The following is a 22,145-nucleotide window of genomic DNA, read 5'->3' as shown; positions in this document are numbered from 1 at the left end:
GCCTCGCCGCGGGCGTGGGCGGCGAAGAGGCGGGCCGCCTCGTCCGGGTCGCCCGACGCCAGGGCGGTCACCAGGTCGTCGTGGTGGCCGGCCATCGCCATCCAGTCGCCTTCGTAGAGCGGGTTGCCCACGACGTGCAGGCTCCACAGGTTCGACTCGATGGTCCGCCACAACCGCAGCAGGAAGGAGTTGCCGCACGCGGCGCACACCCGCCGGTGGAAGGCGAGGTCCGCGTCCCTGAAAGCCCCGATGTCACCGTCGCCCGCCGCCCGGCGCATGGCCAGCACGTCACCCGTGAGCTGCTGCAACGTCTCGGGCTGGATGCGGGCGGCGGCGCCGCGTGCGGCATACTCCTCCAGCAACACCCTGATGTCACGCACCTCCCGGGCCTGCTCGTCGGAGATCTCCGCGACGTAGCTGCCCCGGTTGGGATAGGAGATGACGAGTCCTTCGTGGGCCAACCGCTTGATCGCCTCTCTGGCCGGGGCCTGGCTGGTGCCGACCCTGCGGGCGATCTCGGCCTCCACCAGGCGCTGCCCCGCCACGAGCTCTCCCGAGACGATCCAGCCGCGCAGCAGCGCGTAGACCCGGTCCGACAGCAGCTCCCTGGGCAGCACCTGACTGGCGGGCGGGGCGATCTGCTGCTCCTGCCAGATGCGCGCCACCGTCGACTGCGACAGCCCGAGCTGCCTGGCCATGGAGCGGGTGGAGGGCACGGCGGAGCCGCCGGCCGCGGCGGCGATCACCCGTTCGGCCTCCTGCCGCTCGGTGCTGCGCGGCCGCCCGGGTCGCGGCGCGTCGGCCAGGCCGTCGAGGCCGCGCTCCACGAAGCGGGCGAGCCATTTGGCGACGGTCGCCGAGCTGACGGCGAGCCGGGCCGCGATCTCCTTGCGGGACAGCCCGTCGGCGCACGCCAGCACGATGCGGCTGCGCAGGCCCAGCCCGCTCCCGGCCTGTTCCGCCCACGCCTCCAGGGTCGCGCGCTCCTCGGCGCCCACTACCAGCCGCTTGTCGTCTTCCCGTCCAGTCACGCCCCAACCATAACGTACTTATGACTCAGTCACCCGCTGGAAACGTATTTGTAGCAGTACATAACCCCTTGACCGACCCCGGTTACCAACGTATTAAATAATCGCTAATCGAGTATCGACCCATTAAAAAGGCGTCGCAGATCTCGCCCCCTTGGAGGTGCGATGCGGTCCCCCCGTCCATCCCTCGTCCTGTCCGGCATCGGATGCCTGCTCCTGCTCACCGGCTGCGGCGGGGGCGGCTTCGCCGGCGACTCGCAAGCGCAGCAGAGCGAGGGCGGCCAGGTCACCGTCAGGATGCTGGTCAACATCAGCCCGAACCTCACCCAGGCGTACTGGGACGGCCTGGTCAAGCCGTTCGAGCAGGCGAACCCCGGCATCGACGTGGAGATCGAGGCGCCCACCGGCAAGGGCGTGGCCGACACGCTGCCGCAGCAGCTCGCCGCCGGCAACGCGCCCGACGTGGTCGAGACGCTGATGGCCGACGAGACGCTGGCCAAGCAGATGCTCGACCTCAGCGACCAGCCGTGGGCGAAGGACACGCCGCTGGCCGAGCAGGCCAAGCTGGGCGGCAAGATCTACACCGTCGGGGTCGGCGTGCAGGCCCAGTCGCTGGTCTTCTACAACAAGACCGCCTTCGGCAAGGCCGGGATCGACGAGCCGCCGGCCACGTGGGACGAGTTCGACGCCGCCATGGGCAAGCTCAAGTCGGCCGGCTACCTGCCGCTGCAGACCGGCGGCGACTTCCTGACCGGCCTGCAGCTGCTCCAGCTCTCCAACCCCTCCCGCGCCCAGAACCACCCCGCCTGGCAGCAGGACGTCAGCTCCGGCAAGATCAAGGCCGGCGAGTCGCTGCTGCCGTACCTGAAGCGCTACCACGGCTGGATCGGCAAGGGGTACGTCGACAAGAACGCCCTGGGCCTGAAGTACGCCGACGCCGAAACCGCGTTCCTGTCCGGCAAGTCGGCGATGTACGTCATGGGCAGCTGGTTCACCGCCGCCGAGGCCAAGGCCGAGAAGGACTTCGAGGTCGGTGTCTTCCCCGCCCCGGTCGACAAGGGCCAGCGCCACCCCGGCCCGCAGGGCGCGACGCTCGCGGCGCCGTACATGATCCTCAAGTCGAGCCCGCAGAAGGACGCGGCGCTCAAGCTCGTCCAGTGGCTCGTCACCGACCCGGCCACGGTCAAGAGCCAGCTCAAGCAGGACGGCAACTTCCGCACCGGCGTCGAGCGCGAGTTCACCCCGCTGGAGAAGCAGGTGCAGGAGATCCTCGACGCGGCGCCGTCCGGCGTGCCGCAAGGTGAGGGCTACGGCGACGCCACCCTCCCCAAGGGCTTCAACTCCGCGTGGAACACCGAGGTGCAGGGCCTGTACGTGGGCAAGTCGCCCGAGGAGGTCGCCGAGGGCGTGGACCGATGGCTGGCCGGACGGTCATGACGCTCACCCGGGAAGCACCCGTCGCCACGGTGCGGGAGGCGCCCCCGAGGCGCAGGCGGCACGACGGCCTGACGACCGCGCTGATGGCCGGCCCGGCCACCGTCCTCTACGTGGTGATGCTGGTCGTCCCGGTCGGCCTGGCCTTCTACCTGAGCCTGACAGACTGGGACGGCTTCAGCGCCGACCCCGCCTTCGTCGGCGCCGCCAACTACGCGCGCCTGCTCGACGACCCCGAGCTGCGCCGCGCGGCCCTGGTCACGCTGCTCGTCGCGGCGGCGGGCACGGCCGGGCTCAACCTGCTCGGACTCGGCTTCGCCCTCCTGGTGGACGGCGTCTCCAGGGCCAACACGTTCTTCCGGATCGTGCTGTTCTATCCGCACGTGCTCAGCGCCCTCGTGGTCGGCTTCCTCTGGTCGGCCATCCTCGGCACCAACGGCGCGGTCAACAACCTGGTGACCACGTGGGGCGGCGAGGTGCTGCCGTTCCTGTCCGACCCCGCGTGGGCGACCGTCACGATGATCGCGGTGCTGGTGTGGGCCGGGTTCGGCGTCAACGTGGTGCTCTATCTGGCGGGCCTCCAGGCGGTGCCGCACTCGCTGATCGAGGCCGCCCGGATCGACGGGGCGACCCGGTGGCAGGTGTTCAGGAACGTGACGCTGCCCGCGCTGGGGCCGTCGGTGACGATCAACATCGTGCTGTCGCTGGTGACGCTGCTCAAGACGTACGACCTGGTGGTGTCGCTGACGGCGGGCGGGCCGGCCGGGCAGACCCAGACCGTCGCCTACCTCATCCTGTGGAACTCCTTCCACGACGCCCGCCTCGGCTTCGGCTCGGCCCAGTCGGTGATTCTCATGCTGGTCACCGCGGCGCTGGCGTTCGTGGTGACCCGGCTGCGCCGGCGCGGCGAGATGGCGATGCACCAGTGAGAAAAACCTTCCTCTGGGCGACCGCCGCGTTCATGCTCGTCCCGCTCTACGTGCTGACCGTCAACGCGTTCAAGGGCCAGCAGGAGATCCTGCGCGACCCGTTCGGCCTGGGCGGCCTCACGCTGGAGCCGCTCGGCAGGGCGCTGACTAACCCGCAGTTCGACGTGGTCAAGGGGTACGCGGTCACGCTGCTGTTCGTGGTCGCCGTCAACGTGCTGTCGGTGCTGCTGGCCGCGCCCGCCGCGTACACGATCGCGCGCAGCCCGAAGCGGCGTTTCCGGGTGCTCATGCTGTTCTTCCTGGCCGGGACGTTCATCCCGGGCCAGGTGCTGGTCATCCCCGTCGTGTACGTGCTCAAGACCCTCGGCCTGATGGGCACGATCCGCGGGTTCGTGCTGTTCGAGACCACGCTCACGCTGCCGTTCTCGATCTTCCTGTACGCCGGTTACATCGCCACCATCCCCGCCGTGCTCGACCAGGCGGCGGCCGTCGACGGGGCGGGGCGGCTGCGCACGTTCTGGCAGATCGTCTTCCCGCTGATGCGCCCCGCGGTCGCCACGATGGTCATCCTCAACACCTTCTCGGTGTGGAACGACTTCGTGAACCCGCAGATCATCCTGGGCCCCGGCAGCGGCCTCTACACGGTGACCACGGGCGTCTACGCCGCCGTAAGCCAGTACTCCACCGACTACACGGTGGTCTTTCCGACGCTGCTGCTGGCCATCGCCCCGCTCCTCGTCTTCTTCGTCTTCATGCAACGGCACATCATCAGCGGCCTCACCGCCGGGGCCACGAAAGGTTGAAGATGCGCACAGTGCCCTCGATCCCCGATTCCCTCACGACACCCGCCGGCGATTCGCAGCCCTCCGTCATGCCCTCCGTCATGCCCTCCGTCACCGCGACCGTCCCGCTCGGCACGCCGCCCGCCTGGGCGGTGCTGGAGCGCCGCCTGTTCGACATGCTCGACGAGGCCTGGCGGGTCTTCGCCGCCCGCTACTGCGGCCCTGACGGGCGGCTCATCTACCACGGGCCGGCCGCCGACCGGGACGGCGCCGACGACTTCTACGAGGCGTTCTTCAACTGGCCGACGCTCTACCAGCTCGGCGGCGCGGACGACCTGCTGGACGCCGCCAAGCACCACTGGGAGGGCGTCACCGCGCAGCTCACCGAGCTCGGCCACCTGGTGGACGAGTTCGAGCGCGGCTATGACTGGTTCCACCAGGGCGAGTCGCTGCTGCTGTTCTACGGCATCTGCGCCGCCGACCCGCGCGACCAGCGTTTCCGCGAGCGCGCCCGCCGCTTCGCCGACCTCTACCTGCCCGGCTCGGCCAACTACGACGCCGAGCGCGACATCATCCGCGCCCCGCACAACGGCGCCGGCGGCCCCCGCTACGGCCTGCAGTGGGAGTGGGCCTCCTACCACACCGACCTGGTGAGCATGCGGCCGTTCGGCCTGCCGCTGCGCGACCTGCCGGGCATCACGCGGTGGGAGGACCTGGCCGACCCGTGCAACGCGGCCCGCATGGGGGCGGCGATGAACGAGCGCATCGGCCGGGGCGACGTGGCCGTCAACCTGGCCGCGACCAGCCTCGCGGTCAACGCCTGGCTGTACGACGGCGACGAGCGTTACCGCGACTGGGCGCTGCGCTACATCGGCGCCTGGCAGCGCAGGGCGGAGGCCAACGCCGGCATCCTGCCCGACAACGTGGGCCCGTCCGGCGTCGTCGGCGAGCTGCACGGCGGCCGCTGGTACGGCGGCAACTACGGCTGGCAGTGGCCGCACGGCATCTACAGCGTGGGGGCCGCCGCCGCGATCGCCGCGGTCAACGCCCATCTGCTGACCGGCGACGACGCCGCGCTCGCGATCGGCCGCGACCCGCTGGAGGCGGTGTACGGCCACGCCGTGCAGGCCGGCGTCACCGGGACGGACATGAGCATCAGCGACCGCTGGCTGGCCGAGCTCGGCGACGAGGCGGACAAGCCGACCATGCTGGTGCCCAACCGGCACGACGACCAGGGTTGGTTCGACTTCCAGCCGCCGCAGCTCGGCCTGCCGGTCTGGCTCTGGCACGCGAGCCAGTCGGGCGGCGACGCCGACCGGCTCGACCGCCTGCGGGCCGGCTCCGGCTACGACTGGACGGCCGTGCGCCCGTTCCGCAACAAGGAGGAGGCCGGTCACGAGGCGCCGTGGCTGGAGTTCCTGCGCGGCGCGAACCCCGGTTTCCCCGAGGCGATGTTGTCGACGGCGCTCGGCCAGGTGCAGCGGCGCATGGCGCTCATCGACGCCGACAACGCGGACCTGTCCACCATCCACGTGCACCACTGGCAGCGGCTCAACCCGGTCGTCACGGAGGCGCTGCTGCAGCTGGCCACCGGCACCCCGCAGGTGCTCTACAACGGCGGGCTGCTGCCCGCCAGGCTCGCCTACTTCGACGCCGACCGCCGCCGCCCCGGCCTGCCCCCGGACGTGGCCGCGCTGGTCGACTCGGTACGCCCCGGTGCCACCGGCGTCGAGCTGGTCAACCTCGGCGTGGCCCGCACCCGCAGGGTCGTGGTGCAGGCGGGCGCGTTCGGCGAGCACCGGATCGACCGCGCGGTGGTCACCCGGTCCGGCGGCGACTACCCGGGTGACCCGCGCTCCTACACCTCTCCCCCGATCACTCAGGCCGGTCAGGAGGTGGCGGTGGACGGCCCGCGCCTGCTCGTGGAGCTGCCGCCCGGCCGCCGCATCCGGCTCGACCTGCACACGACCGCGCGCGTCCGCACGCCGTCGCACCAGCACTACTGAGGAGTTTCATGGACGACGCCATCTGGGATCTGCCTGTTCGCGGGGACCTGCCCGCCGAACCCGATCCCGCCCTCGTGGAGGGACTGTCCCGGATCAGCGCGGCCACCGCCTGCGCCAAGCTCCACGCGCAGGGCATCCGGCGTACCTTCATCGAGGGACCGCGTCCCATCGCCCAGGGGCAGAAGGTCGCCGGCCGGGTCCGCACGCTGCAGTTCATGCCGCAGCGCGAGGACATCGCCTCGGGGCTCGGCCAGGAGTACGTCGAGCGGCACACCGCCCTGTGGGCGGTGCTGGAGGAGATCCGGCCGGGCGACGTGCTGGTCGTGCAGGCGTACGGCAGCGCCTACACCGGATGCTTCGGCGACATGCTGGTCCGCTACTTCAAGCGCAAGGGCGGCGCCGGCATCGTCGTGGACGGCCGGATCAGGGACCTGCCCAGGGTGAGCGGCCTGGGCCTGCCGATCTGGTCGACGGGCGCCACCCCCCACTACGCCTCGCAGGCGGAGTTGTTCCCGTGGGCGTACGACGTGCCGGTGGCCGTCGGCGGGACGCTGGCGCTGCCCGGCGACCTGTGCGTGGCCGACGACGACGGCGCGGTGATCGTGCCGCGCCGCCGCGCCCAGCAGGTGCTGGAGGCCGCCGCCGACCACGAGCAGTGGGAGCGCTACAGCCGCGCCCGCATCGAGGAGGGCGGGGCGCTCTCCGACTACTACCCACTCACCCCCGAAACCCGCGCCGAGTACGAACGGTGGCGGAACGTCAAGGAGAGCCAGTGATACTCAGGTCCGTCGGCGCGATCGTCTTACTCATCGGCAGCTTGACCGCGCCCACCCCCGGCCCGTCGGCTGCCGGCAAGCCCACCTGCGACTACCACGTCTCCCCCTCGGGCAGCGATCGGGGCGACGGCAGCGAGAAACGCCCGTGGAAGACGATCGAGCAGGCCCGCGACGCGCTGCGGGCCGACAGGAAGCCCCAGAAGTGCGACATCGTGGTCAACGTGAGAGCCGGTGACTACGTCGTCGACAAGACCATCGAGTTCACCGAGGCCGACTCGGGCGAAAACGGCCACACGATCACCTACCGCAGCGCTGACGGGCCGGGCAAGGCCCGCCTGCTCGGCGCCAGGCCGCTCACCGGCTGGCAGAAGCACGACGGCGACATCTACAAGACGAAGATCGACCGTACCTTCTACACGCTGTTCGAGGACGGCAAGCGCGCCACCACCGCCCGCCACCCGAACAGGACGAGCGACGAGCTGTGGTCGCCCTACCTGTTCTCCATCCTCGGCGAGCCGGAGAAGGAGGCGGTGCGCCAGTGGCTGTACTTCAAGCCGGAGGACGTGCCGCAGGAGTGGGACGCCGACTTCGACGAGAACGCCCAGATCGTGGTCTGGTCGGGCGGTTCGTGGAGCTGGTTCACCGACACCGTGCCCCTGGGCGGCGCCGACTTCCGCAAGAACTTCTTCACCCTCGACCACTGGGCCCGCTACTCGTTCGTCAACAGCCGCAGCGGCTCCCGCTACTTCCTGCAGAACACGCTGCGCTTCCTCGACCAGCCGGGTGAGTACTACTTCGACTTCGCCAAGGGCGAGCTCTACTACTGGCCGCGCGGCTCGATCGACAAGGTCATGGCGCCGACGGTGAAGACGATCCTGCAGATCGCGGGCAGCACCCCCGAGCAGCGGGTGCACGATCTCGCCTTCGACGGGCTGGCGCTGCAGTACAGCGACTTCGTGGACTGGTACCGCGCCGGATGGATCAGCGAGGGCGACTCGGGCTACGTGCACGAGTATCCCGTCTACGACCGGCAGATCGAGATGCCGCGCAACCGGTTCGGCATGATCACGGTGACGAACTCGCGGGACATCGGCCTGACCCGGCTGCGCCTGTCGGACAGCGGCTTCATGGGCATCTACCTGCTGTTCGCCAACGAACGGGTCAAGGTGTCGGACAGCCTGCTGGAGAACATCGGCGCCGACGGCATCAAGGTCGAGGGCGGCTATCCCGGCGAGGGCGACATCTCCGGCCATCACACGATCACGAACACCTACCTCCACCACGTCGGCGAGCTGGTTCCCGGCGACGCGGCCGGCATCGAGCTGATGAGCACGGGCAACAACACCGTGAGCCACGTCAACGTCCGGCACAGCGCCCGCTACGGCATCAGCCTGGAGGTGCGCCCCGAGATCAAGGACGAGGACAACTACGCCCGCAACAACCGCTTCTCCTACATCCGCATCGACGAGGCGGGCCTGGACAGCGGCGACATGGGCGCCTTCTACACCTACGGCGTCAGCAACACCGAGCCGCACGAGATCGACAACCACGTGTCGCAGATGGTGATCGGCGACGTCATCAACGACCCGGCCGGCGCGATGCCGGACAGCGGGACGCGCGGCGTGCACATGGACGCCGGCGGCTGCGGCTTCTCCTTCGACAACATCGAGGTCGGCGAGGTCAGCGACGACAAGTACCAGAGCTACCAGTGCAACGAGGTCACCAACGCCAACTGGGCCGACGGCTTCGACGCCACCAAGATGGAGTACGACAAGATCGGCGTGACAGGCGCGTTCCCGTACCCGCTGCCGGAAGCGAAGGTGACGCGGTGAAAGTCGTCAGTGCGGCAGTGGTCGTCCTGGCGGCGCTGGTCGTCGCCCCGTCCGCGAGCGCCCAGGCGCCGTGCAGGCCGACGGAGTTCCACGTCGCACCCGACGGCGCGGACCGCGGCGCGGGCGGCGCGCGGCACCCGTGGAAGACGATCGAGCACGCCCGCGACCAGGTCAGGGCCAAGAAGAAACACCAGAAGTGCGACATCGTGGTCAACGTCAGGGCAGGTGACTACGTCGTCGGCGAGACCATCGAGTTCACCGAGGCCGACTCGGGCGAGAACGGCCACCGGATCGTCTACCGCAGCGTGGACGGGCCGGGCAAGGCCCGCCTGCTCGGCGCCGAGCCACTCACCGGCTGGGAGAAGTACAAGGGCGAGATCTACCGGACGAAGGTCGACCGGACCTTCTACACGTTGTTCGAGGACGGCAGGCGCGCCACCACCGCCCGCTTCCCCAACCGCAGGTCCCACGACGTGTGGGCGCCCTACCTCACCTCCGTGCTCAAGGAGCCGGAGAAGGAGGCGGTGCACCAGTGGCTCTACTCCAGGCCGGGCGAGTGGGACAAGAGCTGGAACCTCGACAACGCGCAGGTGACGGTCTGGTCGGGCGGCAGCTGGAGCTGGTTCACCGACACCGTACCGATCCAGAACCCGTCGTGGGACGACAACCAGCTCACCCTGGAACACTGGACGCGCTACGCCCTGGTCAACAGCGGCGGCGGCTCGCGCTACTTCCTGCAGAACTCCCTCGACTTCCTCGACCAGCCCGGCGAGTACTTCTTCGACTTCGCCAAGGGCGAGGTCTACTACTGGCCGCGCGGCTCGATCGACAAGGTCGTGGCGCCGACGGTGCAGACGATCCTGTCGCTGGCGGGCAGCGCCCCGGGCAAGCGGGTCCAGAACCTCGCCTTCGACGGGCTGGCCCTGCAGTACAGCGACTTCGTCGGCTGGTACCGCAACGGCTGGATCAGCGCGGGCGACGCGGGCGTGCCGCACAAGTACCCCGAGTACGACCGGCAGATCGAGATGCCGCGCAACCGGTTCGGCGCGGTCACGCTCACCAACACCCGCCACATCGACCTGACCCGGCTGCACATCGCCGACACCGGCTTCACCGCGCTGTACCTGCTGTTCGCCAACGACCACGTCCGGATCTCCGACAGCCTGCTGGAGAACATCGGCGCCGACGGCATCAAGGTCGAGGGGCCGTACCCGGGCGAAGGTGACGTGGCCGGTCACAACGTCTTCACCAACAACTACATCCACCACGTGGGCGAGCTCGTGCCCGGCGACGCGGCCGGCGTCGAGCTGATGAACACCGGCCACAACGAGGTCAGCCACACGGTCGTCCGGCACAGCGCCCGCTACGGCATCAGCCTGGAGGTGCGCCCCGAGGTCAAAGACGGCGACGGGTACGCCCACGGCAACGTGTTCAAATACCTCCGCATCGAGGAGGCGGGCCTGGACAGCGGCGACATGGGCGCCTTCTACACCTACGGCGTCAGCAACACCGACCCGCACCCCGTCACGAACCACGTCTCCCAGGTGGTGATCGGCGACGTCATCCCCGACGCGTCGATGCCCGACAGCGGGACGCGCGGCGTGCACATGGACGCCGGCGGCTGCGGCTTCTCCTTCGCCGACATCGAGGTCGGCGAGGTGACCGACGACAAGTACCAGAGCTACCAGTGCAACGAGGTCACCAACGCCAACTGGGCGGACGGCTTCGACGCCACCAAGATGGAGTACGACAAGATCGGCGTGACCAGCGCCTTCCCGTACCCCGTCCCCCGCTAGACGACGCCCGCGGGCGGCGACCGATCTCCCGCCCGCGGGCGTTCTCCACCCCGCCCTCCGGCCCGCTGGAGCATCCCCCATGAACGATCTGACGCGCCGCGGCTTCCTCTTCCTGAGCACCGCCACGGCCACGCTCGCCCTTTCCGGAACGCCCGCCGTCGGTGGGCCGGGGAGGATCTGGTCCTCTCGCCCGGCCCGGTCCGCGCGGCCCATGGTGCGCTGGTGGTGGCCCGACGCCCACGTCGATCCCGCCGAGATCCGGCGGGAGGTCGACCAGCTCGCCGCCGCCGGGTTCGGCGGCGCGGAGATCGCGGCGGTGCACCACAGCATCCGCGACAAGTCCGTGCTAGACCCCGCCGGCCACGGCTGGGGCACCCCCGCGTGGAACGCCGCCGTCGAGGCCGCGCTCGACCAGGCGGCCAGGCGCGGCATCCGCATCGACCTGACCATCGGCCCGTCCTGGCCGGCGGCGGTGCCGTCCATCACCCCGGACAGCCCGGCCGCGGTCAAGGAGCTCGCCCACGGCTCGGTCACGGTCGCCGCGGGCTCCACGTACGCGGGCGCCGCGCCGCCACCGGCCGCGCCGCCCGGCGAGGGCGTCACCGAGCGGAAACTGCTGCTCGTCCAGGCCGCCAGGATCGAGCCCGCCCACTCCACCGACGACGAAACCGGCCTCGACCCCGCCTCCGTGCGGGAGGTGCCCGTGACCGGCGAGAACGTCACCTGGACCGCGCCCGCCGACGGCGAGTGGGTGCTGATCTCCTACTGGGAGCGCGGCTCCGGCCAGCGCCCCGAGTCCGGCCCGCACACCGCGCCCGAGGCGTACGTGGTCGACCACTTCAGCGCGGCGGGCACCCAGGCGGTCATCGACCACTGGGAGTCGGAGCTGCTCACGCCCGCCACGCGCCGGCTGCTGAAGAAGGCGGGCGGCGCGCTGTTCGAGGACTCCATCGAGATCGAGACCGACGCGCTGCCGTGGACGCCGGGGCTGCTGGAGGAGTTCGGGCGGCGGCGGGGCCACCCGCTCGCGCCCCTGCTGCCGGTGGTGCTGCTGGCCGAGGAGGACCCGGTCTTCGCGTACGAGGCCGCCATGACCCGGCACGCCCGCAAGGACTACTGGGACACGATCTCCGAGCTGTTCAACGAGCACCACTTCGCCGGGCTGCGCGACTGGGCCCACTCGCTCGGGCTGAAGCTGCGCGCGCAGCCGTACGGGTTGCGGACCGACGCCATCGCGGCGGCGGCCGTGCTGGACATCCCCGAGGGCGAGTCGCTCGGGTTCAAGAACCTCGACGACTACCGCTGCCTGGCGGGCGGCCGGGACCTGGCGGGGCACGAGCTGCTGTCCAGCGAGGCGGGGGCGTACGCGGGCGGCGCCTACACCACGACGTGGACGAGGCTGCTCACCACCATGGGGGGCGCGTACGCGGCGGGGCTCAACCAGACGGTGCTGCACGGGTTCAGCTACGCGAGCGCGCCGGGGGCGGCCTGGCCGGGGTTCGCCGCGTTCACGCCGTACGACGGGACGGCCGGCTATGCCGAGTCGTGGGGGCCGCGCCAGCCGACCTGGCACCACGTATCCGATATTTCTGGATATCTCGCCCGTGTCCACGAGGTCCTGCGTGAGGGCGTGCCCCGAGCCGACGTCGCCGTCCTGCGGCAGACCGGCTACACCAAGACCGGCATCGGCGCCTCCTGGTTCACCGGCGACGGCATCCCCACCGGCTGGACCCACCAGTTCGTCAGCGGCCCCCTGCTCGACCTGCCCGCCGCCCGCGTCTCCGGCGGCCGGCTCGCGCCGTCGGGGCCCGCCTACAAGGCGCTGTTCGTCGAGGGCGACAAGTTCTACGCGGGCGAGCCCACGATGACGGTGCCGGTGGCCGGGCGGCTGCTGGAGTACGCGCGGGCCGGGCTGCCCATCGTGCTGCTCGGCACGTGGGAGTCGGCCTCGGTGCCGGGCCTGCCCCGGGACGGCGAGAACGAGCGGCTCCGCGAACTCGTCGCCGCGCTGCTGGCCGAGCCCACGGTGCGGATGGTCGCCGGCCAGGCGGACGTCCCCGGCGCGCTCGCCTCCCTCGGCGTGCGGCCCGACGTGCGCTACGCCGCCCCCAGCACGCTGCTCACCCTGCGACGGTCAGCCGGGAAGATCGACTACTACTACCTGTGCAACGGCAGGCACGTCGAGAACCCCAAACCGCCGGTCGCCCCGATCGACCACGACGTCACGCTGGCCCGCGCGGACCGCCACGGAGTCCCGTACCTGCTGGACCCGTGGACCGGACGGGCCGAGCGGATCGCGCTGTACACGGAGGAGCCCGACGGGATCCGCCTGCGCGTCGCCCTCCGGCCCGGGCAGGCCCGGATCGTCGCGATCGGCCGGGCCGGGCTGTTCGGCGACCGTACGGGCCGACTCCCCCACACCACCGCCACCGACGCGGACCGCGCCCTCTACTCCGGCGGAGGCCTCGCCATCCGGGCCGCCAGGGCAGGCACCTACACCACCGCCCTCTCCACCGGCCGCACCGTCACCACGACCGTCGGCGAGGTCCCCCCGCCCGTGGAGCTGTCGTCGTGGCGGCTCAGGGTCGAGGACTGGCAGCCCGGCGCCACGCCGACGCAGACCTCGAAAGTCGTCCACGAGCTGGACCTGGACACGCTCGTTCCCTGGGCGGAGCTCCCCGGACTGGCCGACGTGTCGGGCGTCGGAACCTACACCACCACGGTGGACCTGGACGGCCCCGCGTACCTGGAGCTGGGCGAGGTGACCGACACGTGCCGGGTGCGCGTCAACGGCCGCCGCCTCGCCGCCGTCGACCAGCTCCACCCGATCGTGGACCTCGGCCCTCACCTCAGGGGCGGGACCAACACCATCGAGGTCGAGGTCGCCACCCCGCTCGGCAACCGGCTCAGGGTCGCGGACCCGGATGTCTACGGCGGTCTGCGCCGGCAACCGTACGGGCTGAAGGGACCGGTCCGGCTGGTGCCGTACAGCGAAGCCCGCCTGCCCAGCTGAGGTCGCGCGCCCGGAACCACGCCCCGGATGCACCGCTGCTGACCCGATCAGCTCAGAGCGGGGCGAGCAATGACGTCGGTCACTCTATGAGTTCGATCGGATCCGCTGTGTTCTCACGCCTCGGGAAGTAGTCTGGCCCAACACTTAAGGCTCCTTGAATCGAGGAGCGTCATTTGGCGCGGACAGTGAAGGTCACAGACGAATACGCCGCCTGGTTCCGTGTATTGATCAAGGAGGGTCTCGAGTCCGCGATTCAGGTCGCCCAGCTGTTGGGGCTCTGCGCGAGGAAGGACCAACCTTGCAGGACACAACCGTGGACATCGCCAAAGAATGCGATCTTCATCGCGAGCCTCCACGGGTCTCTCGAAATAGGTTGATCCAAAACGTATACCGACGATCACTGAACCCCGCCCGGCCACCGTTCCACGAGGCGCGTTACCTCCTTGCGGAGGAGCCGGACCTGCGCGACGCGGCTCTCTGCCACTCGGTCCTGGCAGCGGTGGCCGAGGGGAACGCCTCACGCGGCGGCATGAGGCGCGCCCGCCGGAGCCGGTCCGGATCGAGCGCGCCGCGTGGTCGTTGCTTCGGCGTACGGCTCACCTGGTCAGGGAGCGGCCGGTGGCCCAGACGGCCAGGCCGGCGACGACGCCGAGGGCCGCTCCGATCCACAGCACGCCGGTGGTGCCGGTCATCGAGACGATGACGCCGCCGACCGCCGCGCCCGCAGCGATCGCCAGGTTGAACATCGAGGTGTTCAGCGCGGTGGCGGCCTCGGCCGCCTCGGGAGCGGCCTTGAAGATCCAGCTCTGCACGCCCACGGGCACCCCGCCGAAGGCCAGGCCCCAGACGACCAGCAGCACCAGGCCGCCGGCCGGCGTGGCGCCGACGAGGGGGAACAGGGCCAGGGAGGCGGCCAGCAGCACACCGGCGCCGATGAGCGCGCGGCGCGGGTCGCGGGCGGCGGCGGACCCGGCGACGACGGTGCCGAGGATCCCGGCGACGCCGAAGGCCAGTTGCGCGGGGCCGATCAGCGTGGCGTCGAGCCCGGAGGTCTGCTGCAGGATCGGGCTGATGAAGGTGAAGGCGGCCCAGTGTGCCCCGACCAGCAGGAAGGTGGCGGTCACCGCGGCCCGCACGGCGGGGTTGCGCAGCTGGGCGACCAGGGTGCGCGGCGAGACGGTCGTGGTGGCGGGCAGCTTGGGCAGCAGGGCGTGCAGCGCGACGGCGACCAGGGCGCCGAGGGCGGCGACGACGCCGAAGGCGATCCGCCAGTCGGTCAGCCCGCCGATCAGGGTGGCGGCGGGAGCGCCCAGCACGTTGGCGGCCGTGGCGCCGCCGAAGGCCAGCGAGGTGGCGCGGGGGATGTGACGTTCGGGTACGAGCCGGACGGCGACGCTGGCGGCCAGCGCCCAGAAGCCGCCGATGGCGATGCCGACGAAGACGCGGGAGGCCAGCAGCACGCCGAAGTTGGGGGCGAGCGCGGATGTGAGGGTCGCCGCGAGCATGACCGTGAGCAGGCTCAGCAGCACAAGACGCCGGTCGAGCCGACGGATCAGGATCGGCAGGACCGGGGCTGAGATCGCCGCCAGCAGCCCCGGCAGGGTCACGGTCAGCCCGGCCAGCCCTTGGGAGACGCCGAGACCGCCGCTGATGGCGGTGAGCAGCCCCACCGGCAGCGACTCCACGGTGACCATCGCGAAGGTGGCGGTGGCCACCGCGATGACGGCCAGCCAGCTCCGCAGCGGAACGTTCGGAGACGGGGGCGCCGGCGTGGCGCTGGCGACGGGTGCGGTGTCCACGGACATGACAACCACCTCAAAATCTCAATGTTGAACTTTTCAACACTGAGGATCGTAGAAGATGGGTTATCTTGGTGTCAAACACTTCAATGTTAAGGAGTATCGATGGAGCGCGCCGAGGACCACGTCGACCACGTGCTGCGTCAGTGGCGGGCCGAGCGCCCCGACATCGACCCCTCGCCCATGGGCGTGATCGGCCGCATCTCCCGCGCGGCCCAGACGCTCAGCAAGCGCAATCGTGCCGTGTTCGCCCGCCACCAGCTGCAACCCTGGGAGTTCGACATCCTCGCGACGCTGCGCCGGTCGGGACCGCCGTACCGGATGACGGCCGGAGGTCTCAGCGGCGCGTCGATGGTCACCTCGGGCGCGATCACCAACCGGATCGACCACCTTGTGATCCGGGGCCTGGTCACCCGCGAAACCGACCCGGACAACCGCCGCAGTGTCCTGATCACCCTCACCGACGCCGGCCGTGACCTCATCGACCAGGCCGTCACCGACCACGTCAACGGCGAGGCCCGGTCCCTGGCCGCACTGTCACCCACCGAACAGGACCAACTGGCCGCCCTGCTGCGCAAACTCCTGCTCAGCCACGGGGACGCCCCGGCCGGCGCGCAGGCGGGCGCGCAGGCGGGCGCGCAGGCGGGCGCGGCCTCATCCCGTAGATGAACACAACCATCCCCGGGCGGGTTGCCGGCACGGCGGCACCAGAGAGGCCATGACCCGCGCGGCTGGCGGATCGTCGGATGGCCGGTGGGCGACGCACCGGCATGGCGGACCGACATGCTTTCTCACCCCTCCCGGTGTCGGCGAAACAGAAATTCGATGCGCCCCCACGTTGGATCACCCGCGGGCCGGCCTCCGGACCGCTGGCGTTCTCTCGCACAGGGGCCGCTGTTCAGCTCTCTCGGAAAAGATCGTTCGGCTGCCATGACGGCCGCACCGAACGACTCACCGGAGAACGCTAATGTTGAGTCCCTCCCGAGAAGGCATCAGACTCCGCGTCGCCCTGACCCTCACCTCCCTGGTTGCCGGCTCAGCCGTCGCGATCGGCCCCGCCTCGGGCGCCGCGGCGAGCACGCTGCACGGTGCCTGGAACAAGACCGCCTACCGCGGCCACGTCGAGGTCGTCCGCACCCCTGACGGCCCGGCCGACCCCTCGGTCCTGACCGGGATCGTCTTCGACGACCGTGACCGAGACAGCGTCCACGACCGGCACGAGCGCGGCCTGCGCGACGTCGTGGTGTCGAACGGGCGCGACGTGGTGACCACCGACTCCCGCGGCCGCTACCGGCTACCCGTCTACGACAACATGACGGTGTTCATCACGCAGCCGGCCGGCTACCAGGTGCCGGTGGACGCGTCCAACGTGGCGCAGTTCCACTACAACCACCTGCCCGAGGGCTCGCCCGAGCTGCGCTACGGCGGCATCGCCCCCACCGGCGCCCTTCCGAACGCTGTGAACTTCCCCGTCGTCCGGAGCGCGCGGACGAAGACCAGGGAACAGCACTGCGTGATCGCGGGCGACCTGCAGCCCTACAACAAGACGGAAATCGGCTACGCCCGCAAGGGTGCGATGGCCGACCTCGCGAAGCGCCACGACTACCAGGGATGCGGCACGCTCTTCATCGGTGACGTCGTCGGTGACGACCTGTCGCTCTACCCGGACGTGAAGGAGCTCACGAGCCTGACCAACGGGCCGGCCCGGTTCCTGCCCGGAAACCACGACCTCGACTTCGACGCCGAGACCGCCGAGCACTCGTTCGACACCTTCCGCGCGCAGCTCGCGCCCGCGTACTACTCGTACGACGTGGGCGAGGTGCACGTCGTCGCGCTGAACACGGTGCGCTACCCGTGCACCCCCGACGTCGACAACGCCGACGGCCTGCGGCCCCAGTGCGACGACCCCGCGGGCAAGGCGGCGTACAACGGCAGGCTCAGCGAGGACCAGCTCACATGGCTGGAGCGGGACCTGGCCACGGTCGACCGCGGCAAGCTCATCGTGGTCGCCAGCCACATCTCCCTGCTGAACTGGGCCGACGAGGGCAGCCCGATCCACAACGTCGACCAGGTTCGCAAGGTGCACGAACTGCTGGACGGCCGCAAGGCCGTCGCCGTCTCCGGGCACAGCCACTCCATCGAGAACATGAAGACCGGCGACCTCGCCCAGGGCTGGCGTGACCTCTTCGGCGTCGAAGGGCTGCCGTTCCCGCACATCACGGCGGGCGCCATCTCCGGTGACTGGTACTCGGGTGAGCTGACCGACGAGGGCTACCCCGTGGCCGTCGGACGCGACGGCGGCATGCCGGGCCTGCTGACCCTCGACATCAGGGGCAGCTCCTTCAAGGAGCGGTACACGGTGACCGGCAAGAGCGACAGGGTGCAGACGCAGCTGGGCCTCAACAGCCCGGCCTATCGTGAGTGGTACGCCGCGCGGCAGGCCTGGAACGAGGATCACCAAGGAGAGGCGCCGGAACTGGGTGACCCCAATGTCGTGGATCGCGATGATCTGAACGGGCGCACCTGGCTCACGACCAACTTCTGGATGGGCTCCACCGGCTCCACGGTGAAGGTCTCGATCGACCACGGCCCGGCGCGCGAGGCCACGCGTACGCAGGAGCTCCGCGGCGAGGACCAACTGGTCGGCCCCGAGTGGTCCGACCCGCACGCCGTCGCGCGGCAACTGGTGGGCGACGCCAGCATCGCGGACCGGTCGATGCATCTCTGGCGGTTCGAGCTGCCCGCCGACCTCGCCGAGGGCGAGCACAGGGCGAGGGTCACCGCGACCGACTCCTACGGCCGGAAGTTCACCGACGAGTTGCGCTTCACCGTCGCCGAACAACGGTAGGGCTCTCCTGCCCGTTTCTCGGGCCGCCACCCGCATCGGGTGGCGGCCTCCGCGCGTTCGCGGCCTCTCCTTGTCGGCCCTTTCCCGGCCTGGAACCTGCCCGATGCCCTGCGGAAGCCATGGATGCGAGCGAGCAGGGGGCTTTGCGGCCTTGACCGGACCTGTGGAGACGTATACATATTTATTCACAGCCAACTATCCATTCGCCACGAGAGGTGCAGGTGAAGGCAACCATCACGGTGCTCGCGACCGCGGCGGCGCTCGTCTTATGCTCGGTGACCGCACAGGCCGAGGCCGGTGACGAGCCGCGGTTCTCGGTGCCCGGGCGAGGCGGCGGGACCTGCGTCGACGCGCCCCTGACCATCACGTTCCCCGAGCCGCCGGCCCTGGGCACGACCGGCGCGATCGAGGTGCGCCGCGCCGACGGCACACTCGCCGACCGCATCGAGGCCGCCACCGCGAAGACCGACAGGAAGAACGTCGGCAGCGCCATCTCCGACACGGGACTGCCGCACGACTTCTCGTACGAATCGATCATGATCGAGGGCCACCGGGCCGACGTCTACCTGCACCACCGGCTGGAGTACGGCCAGGAGTACTACGTCACCGTCGACCAGGGCGTGTTCGCGGGCTTCGACGGCGTGCGGGACCCCCGGGCCTGGCGGTTCACGACGACCAGGCGCGAGCCCAAGCCCGGCCGGTTGACGGTGTCGGCCAAGGGCGCCGGCGACTTCTGCACCGTGCAGGGCGCCATCGACGCGGTGCCGACCGGCAACACGACCCCGGTGACGATCGACGTGCGGCCCGGCGTCTACACCGAGATCGTCTACGTCCGCGAGGACCGCCCGCACATCACCGTGCGGGGCGCGGGGGCGAAGCGCACCGTGATCCGCTATCCCAACAACGACCTGCGCAACGGCGACAAGGCGCTGAGCGACGGCGGCCCCGAGGACGTGTGCCCGCGTCGCGTGCTGGAGACGTCCGACCTGCACAACTGCTGGCGGGCCTCGTTCGGGGTGGACGCCTCCGACTTCCGGATGAGCGACGTCACCGTGCACAACACGACGCCGGACGGCGGCTCGCAGGCCGAGGCGTTCCGGGGCAACAACGAGCGCATCGCGCTCGAACGCGTGCACCTGCGCAGCTTCCAGGACACGCTGCGCCTGCAGGGCAAGGGTTTCGTGACCGACAGCCACATCAGCGGCGACACCGACTTCGTCTGGGGCACCGGCACGGTGTTCATCCAGGACACGGTGCTGGAGTCGACGGACCGCGGCTACATCTCGCAGAGCCGCAACGACGAGACCCGCCCGGGCACGGTGTTCGTCAGGACCAAGCTGACGCGGGCGCCCGGCGTGCCGGACGGCTCGGTCGCGCTGAGCCGCAGCGCGGTCTGGCGGTTCACGCACAGCCAGGTCGTGTACATCGACACCGAGATGGACGGCCACATCGACCCGGCCGGCTGGCAGATCGACCCGGACGACTGCGCGCAGGCCCGGCAGACGTCCTTCTGGGAGCACGGCAGCACCGACCTGTCCGGCCGAGCGATCGACACCTCGCAGCGGCTGGCCTGCTCGCGCCAGCTCACGGACGCCGAGGCGAAACAGTGGAGCGACCCGGCGTTCGTCCTGGGCGGCTGGGATCCGGAGCGGGGCCACCGCGGAGAGCACGGGAGCACGCCTGATGCACACGAATGACGGGACGGACACGGGAGTGGCGAGCCGGCGCGGGGTACTGGGCGGGGTCCTCGGCGGGCTCGGCGCGGCCGTCGTCGCGGGCGCGGCGGCTCCGGCCGCGGCGGCCACCGCGCAGGCCGCGCACACCACCCCGCGGGCCGGGGCAGGAGCCAGGCCGCCGCGCCCGGTCGCGCCGGTGAACCAGGAGGTCGCCGCCAGGTTCGGCCCCGAGTACAGGACGCTGCCCGCGGCCGTGGCGGGCGTCGACATCGAGCCGCTGATCGGCATCCACTCGGCCGCCGACATCGCGGCCAGGCGCGCTGCCATGGCGGACTACGTCTGGAAGGGCGCGGGCCTGCCCACGTCACTGCCGGAGGTGGAGAAGGGCGTCGACGCGCCCGACTTCGCCTCGCTGACCGGCGTGCGCAGGATCGACCTGCTGACGGTCCCGCTGCGCTACCGCGTCTCGGCCAAGGTGTACGACCTCCTGCCGCGCAAGCGCTGGAACCGCCGGCTGGCCCTGTACCACAACGGGCACGGTGAGCCGTTCGACACCATGCTCCGCACCGTCCAGGAGCTGCTCGACCGGGGTTACCGGGTGATGGCGTACGCGATGCCGTTCCACCACTGGAACGCCCAGCAGATCGCCGACCCGGACGACCCGGACACGCTGCTGCCCGGCCCGTCGCACAGGGAACTGCCGCCGTGGGAGCGGGCCGGGTTCTCGACGCTGACGTTCTTCCTCGAACCGATCACGGTGACCCTGAACTACGCGACGGCGACGTACCGGCCCGCCTCCGTGGAGATGGTCGGCCTGTCGGGCGGCGGCTGGACGACCACGGTCTACGCCGCGCTGGACCCGCGGGTGACGCGCAGCTATCCGGTGGCCGGGTCGCTGCCGTTCTTCCTGCGCCCGGCCTCGCCCAAGCCGAGCCCGACGATCGGCGACTTCGAGCAGACCAAGGAGGCGCTGCCGGGCTTCTACGCCGCCGGGTCCGACGACTTCCTCGACATGTACGTGCTGGCCTCGGTCGGCCGGGGACGCGGCCAACTGCAGGTCCTCAACCGGTTCGACGACTGCTGCTTCAACGGGGTCGGGCACCGCGCCTACCACGCCCCGGTGCGCGACCGGGTGGCGCTGCTCGCGGGCGGACGGCCCGAGGAGGGCCGGTGGGACATCCTGGAGGACGCCACGCACGAGGACCACACCATCTCGCCGCACGCCCTTTCCGTGATCCTCTGGGATCTTGACACCTCAAATATCACAACCTAATATCGGAATATAGATACATTATTGAATAAATATTCAGGCGGAGGGTTGCGTGGCGGTCAGGACTTTTTCCCACCGGCGCCGGGTGATCGTGAACACCGATGCCAAGAATGAGGCGGACGACCAATTCGCGATCGTGCACGCCCTGCTCTCCCCGAGTCTCGACATTCGAGGCCTGATCGCCGCGCATTTCGGCAACAGGCGCACCCGGTCGAGCCTGGAGGAAAGCCGGGAGGAGATCGAGCTGCTGCTGCGGCTGACGAAGCTCGACGGCCGGGTGCCGGTGGCCGACGGCGTGCCGTACGCGCTGCCCGACGTCGGCACCCCCGTCAGGACGCCCGGCGTGGAGCTGATCATCTCCGAGGCCATGCGCGACGTGGAGGAGCCGCTGTTCGTGGCGTTCCTCGGCCCGCTCACCGACATGGCCTCGGCCCTGCTGCTGGAGCCGCGCATCGCCGAACGGGACGTCACCGTGGTCTGGATCGGCGGCGGCGGATACGACGGCAGGGAGGGCGAGCCGGGACGCCCCGAGTTCAACCTGTCCAACGACATCGTGGCGGCCAACATCGTGTTCTCCTCGTCGTTGCGGGTCTGGCAGGTCCCCGCGCCGACGTACCGGATGATGGCGGTCGGCTACGCCGAGCTGGACGAGAAGGTCGCGCCGTGCGGCGAGATCGGCGACTACCTCGTGCGCCAGCTCGTCGAGTGGAACGAGAGCCGGCACGGCGGGTCGATCGAGTTCCGCGTGCTGGGCGACTCCCCCGCGATCGGGCTGATGCTGCACCCGGCGTGCGGGACGTGGGTGGAGCGGCCCGCTCCGAACTTCCGCCACGACGGCTCGCACGACTTCTCCGTCGCCAACCGGCCCATCCGCACCTACGACTCGATCGACGCACGGTTCATCCACGAGGACTTCTTCGCCAAGCTGCGGGCCTTCGCGCAGAGGAGGGTGTGAC

The 22,145-nt window shown here is 70.5% G+C and carries 15 protein-coding genes; 13 read left to right on the top strand and 2 right to left on the bottom strand.

Annotation, left to right across the window (positions count from 1 at the left end):
• Window positions 1–1,031: FCD domain-containing protein (locus GUY59_RS14905; RefSeq protein WP_161714547.1), on the bottom strand; the 1,031-nt coding region annotated here is incomplete at its 3' end.
• 162 nt (window positions 1,032–1,193) lie between these two features.
• Between GUY59_RS14905 and GUY59_RS14900 the strand changes: the two genes are divergently transcribed.
• From GUY59_RS14900 to GUY59_RS14865, 8 genes are all read left to right on the top strand, one after another.
• Window positions 1,194–2,465, top strand: a complete 1,272-nt coding sequence (locus tag GUY59_RS14900) for an ABC transporter substrate-binding protein (protein ID WP_138208105.1) — start codon at window positions 1,194–1,196, stop codon at window positions 2,463–2,465.
• On the top strand, window positions 2,462–3,391 hold the full coding sequence (locus tag GUY59_RS14895) for a carbohydrate ABC transporter permease (RefSeq protein ID WP_201760887.1): 930 nt from the start codon (window positions 2,462–2,464) through the stop codon (window positions 3,389–3,391). The genes GUY59_RS14900 and GUY59_RS14895 overlap by 4 nt, the downstream gene beginning before the upstream one ends.
• Window positions 3,388–4,194, top strand: coding sequence for a carbohydrate ABC transporter permease (locus GUY59_RS48645; RefSeq protein ID WP_201760886.1), 807 nt, complete (start codon window positions 3,388–3,390; stop codon window positions 4,192–4,194). The genes GUY59_RS14895 and GUY59_RS48645 overlap by 4 nt, the downstream gene beginning before the upstream one ends.
• Before the next feature lie 2 nt (window positions 4,195–4,196).
• Complete coding sequence (locus GUY59_RS14885; RefSeq protein ID WP_201760885.1) at window positions 4,197–6,179, top strand: hypothetical protein; 1,983 nt, start codon at window positions 4,197–4,199, stop codon at window positions 6,177–6,179.
• A gap of 8 nt (window positions 6,180–6,187) precedes the next feature.
• Window positions 6,188–6,955, top strand: coding sequence for a ribonuclease activity regulator RraA (locus GUY59_RS14880; protein WP_138208106.1), 768 nt, complete (start codon window positions 6,188–6,190; stop codon window positions 6,953–6,955).
• Entirely contained in the window at window positions 6,952–8,787 is a 1,836-nt protein-coding gene (locus tag GUY59_RS50705) for a right-handed parallel beta-helix repeat-containing protein (RefSeq protein WP_201760884.1), read from the top strand. Before GUY59_RS14880 ends, GUY59_RS50705 begins: the two co-directional genes overlap by 4 nt.
• A complete protein-coding gene (locus GUY59_RS50700) occupies window positions 8,784–10,583 on the top strand; it encodes a right-handed parallel beta-helix repeat-containing protein (RefSeq protein WP_138208108.1) in 1,800 nt (599 codons plus the stop codon). Before GUY59_RS50705 ends, GUY59_RS50700 begins: the two co-directional genes overlap by 4 nt.
• 79 nt (window positions 10,584–10,662) lie before the next feature.
• Entirely contained in the window at window positions 10,663–13,596 is a 2,934-nt protein-coding gene (locus GUY59_RS14865) for a glycosyl hydrolase (RefSeq protein ID WP_138201204.1), read from the top strand.
• Window positions 13,597–14,192: 596 nt separating this feature from the next.
• Here GUY59_RS14865 and GUY59_RS14855 read toward each other — a convergent pair.
• Window positions 14,193–15,401 (bottom strand): MFS transporter, encoded by a 1,209-nt coding sequence (locus tag GUY59_RS14855; protein WP_138201203.1) that lies wholly within the window; start codon window positions 15,399–15,401, stop codon window positions 14,193–14,195.
• Window positions 15,402–15,500: 99 nt separating this feature from the next.
• Between GUY59_RS14855 and GUY59_RS14850 the strand changes: the two genes are divergently transcribed.
• From GUY59_RS14850 to GUY59_RS14830, 5 genes are all read left to right on the top strand, one after another.
• Complete coding sequence (locus tag GUY59_RS14850) at window positions 15,501–16,064, top strand: MarR family winged helix-turn-helix transcriptional regulator (RefSeq protein ID WP_138201202.1); 564 nt, start codon at window positions 15,501–15,503, stop codon at window positions 16,062–16,064.
• 298 nt (window positions 16,065–16,362) lie between these two features.
• Window positions 16,363–18,243: a calcineurin-like phosphoesterase C-terminal domain-containing protein gene (locus GUY59_RS14845; RefSeq protein WP_138201201.1), complete on the top strand. Its 1,881-nt coding sequence runs from the start codon at window positions 16,363–16,365 to the stop codon at window positions 18,241–18,243.
• A 221-nt stretch (window positions 18,244–18,464) separates the two neighbouring features.
• Complete coding sequence (locus GUY59_RS14840; RefSeq protein ID WP_138201200.1) at window positions 18,465–19,940, top strand: pectinesterase family protein; 1,476 nt, start codon at window positions 18,465–18,467, stop codon at window positions 19,938–19,940.
• On the top strand, window positions 19,927–21,192 hold the full coding sequence (locus GUY59_RS14835; RefSeq protein WP_138201199.1) for a hypothetical protein: 1,266 nt from the start codon (window positions 19,927–19,929) through the stop codon (window positions 21,190–21,192). Before GUY59_RS14840 ends, GUY59_RS14835 begins: the two co-directional genes overlap by 14 nt.
• 88 nt (window positions 21,193–21,280) lie before the next feature.
• Window positions 21,281–22,144: a nucleoside hydrolase gene (locus GUY59_RS14830; protein WP_212746195.1), complete on the top strand. Its 864-nt coding sequence runs from the start codon at window positions 21,281–21,283 to the stop codon at window positions 22,142–22,144.
• The last annotated feature ends 1 nt before the right edge of the window (window position 22,145 follow it).

This window comes from Nonomuraea sp. K271, from assembly GCF_009908215.1.
Taxonomy (GTDB): Bacteria; Actinomycetota; Actinomycetes; order Streptosporangiales; family Streptosporangiaceae; genus Nonomuraea; species Nonomuraea longispora.
This window is presented reverse-complemented; position numbering and strand designations above follow the sequence as displayed.

Excerpts from the sequence above, each read along its gene's own strand:
- GUY59_RS14900 (WP_138208105.1), top strand. The coding sequence starts at position 1,194 with ATGCGGTCCCCCCGTCCATCCCTCGTCCTGTCCGGCATCGGATGCCTG.
- GUY59_RS14895 (WP_201760887.1), top strand. The coding sequence starts at position 2,462 with ATGACGCTCACCCGGGAAGCACCCGTCGCCACGGTGCGGGAGGCGCCC.
- GUY59_RS14885 (WP_201760885.1), top strand. The coding sequence starts at position 4,197 with ATGCGCACAGTGCCCTCGATCCCCGATTCCCTCACGACACCCGCCGGC.
- GUY59_RS14880 (WP_138208106.1), top strand. The coding sequence starts at position 6,188 with ATGGACGACGCCATCTGGGATCTGCCTGTTCGCGGGGACCTGCCCGCC.
- GUY59_RS14865 (WP_138201204.1), top strand. The coding sequence starts at position 10,663 with ATGAACGATCTGACGCGCCGCGGCTTCCTCTTCCTGAGCACCGCCACG.
- GUY59_RS14855 (WP_138201203.1), bottom strand. The coding sequence starts at position 15,401 with ATGTCCGTGGACACCGCACCCGTCGCCAGCGCCACGCCGGCGCCCCCG.
- GUY59_RS14850 (WP_138201202.1), top strand. The coding sequence starts at position 15,501 with ATGGAGCGCGCCGAGGACCACGTCGACCACGTGCTGCGTCAGTGGCGG.
- GUY59_RS14845 (WP_138201201.1), top strand. The coding sequence starts at position 16,363 with ATGTTGAGTCCCTCCCGAGAAGGCATCAGACTCCGCGTCGCCCTGACC.
- GUY59_RS14835 (WP_138201199.1), top strand. The coding sequence starts at position 19,927 with ATGCACACGAATGACGGGACGGACACGGGAGTGGCGAGCCGGCGCGGG.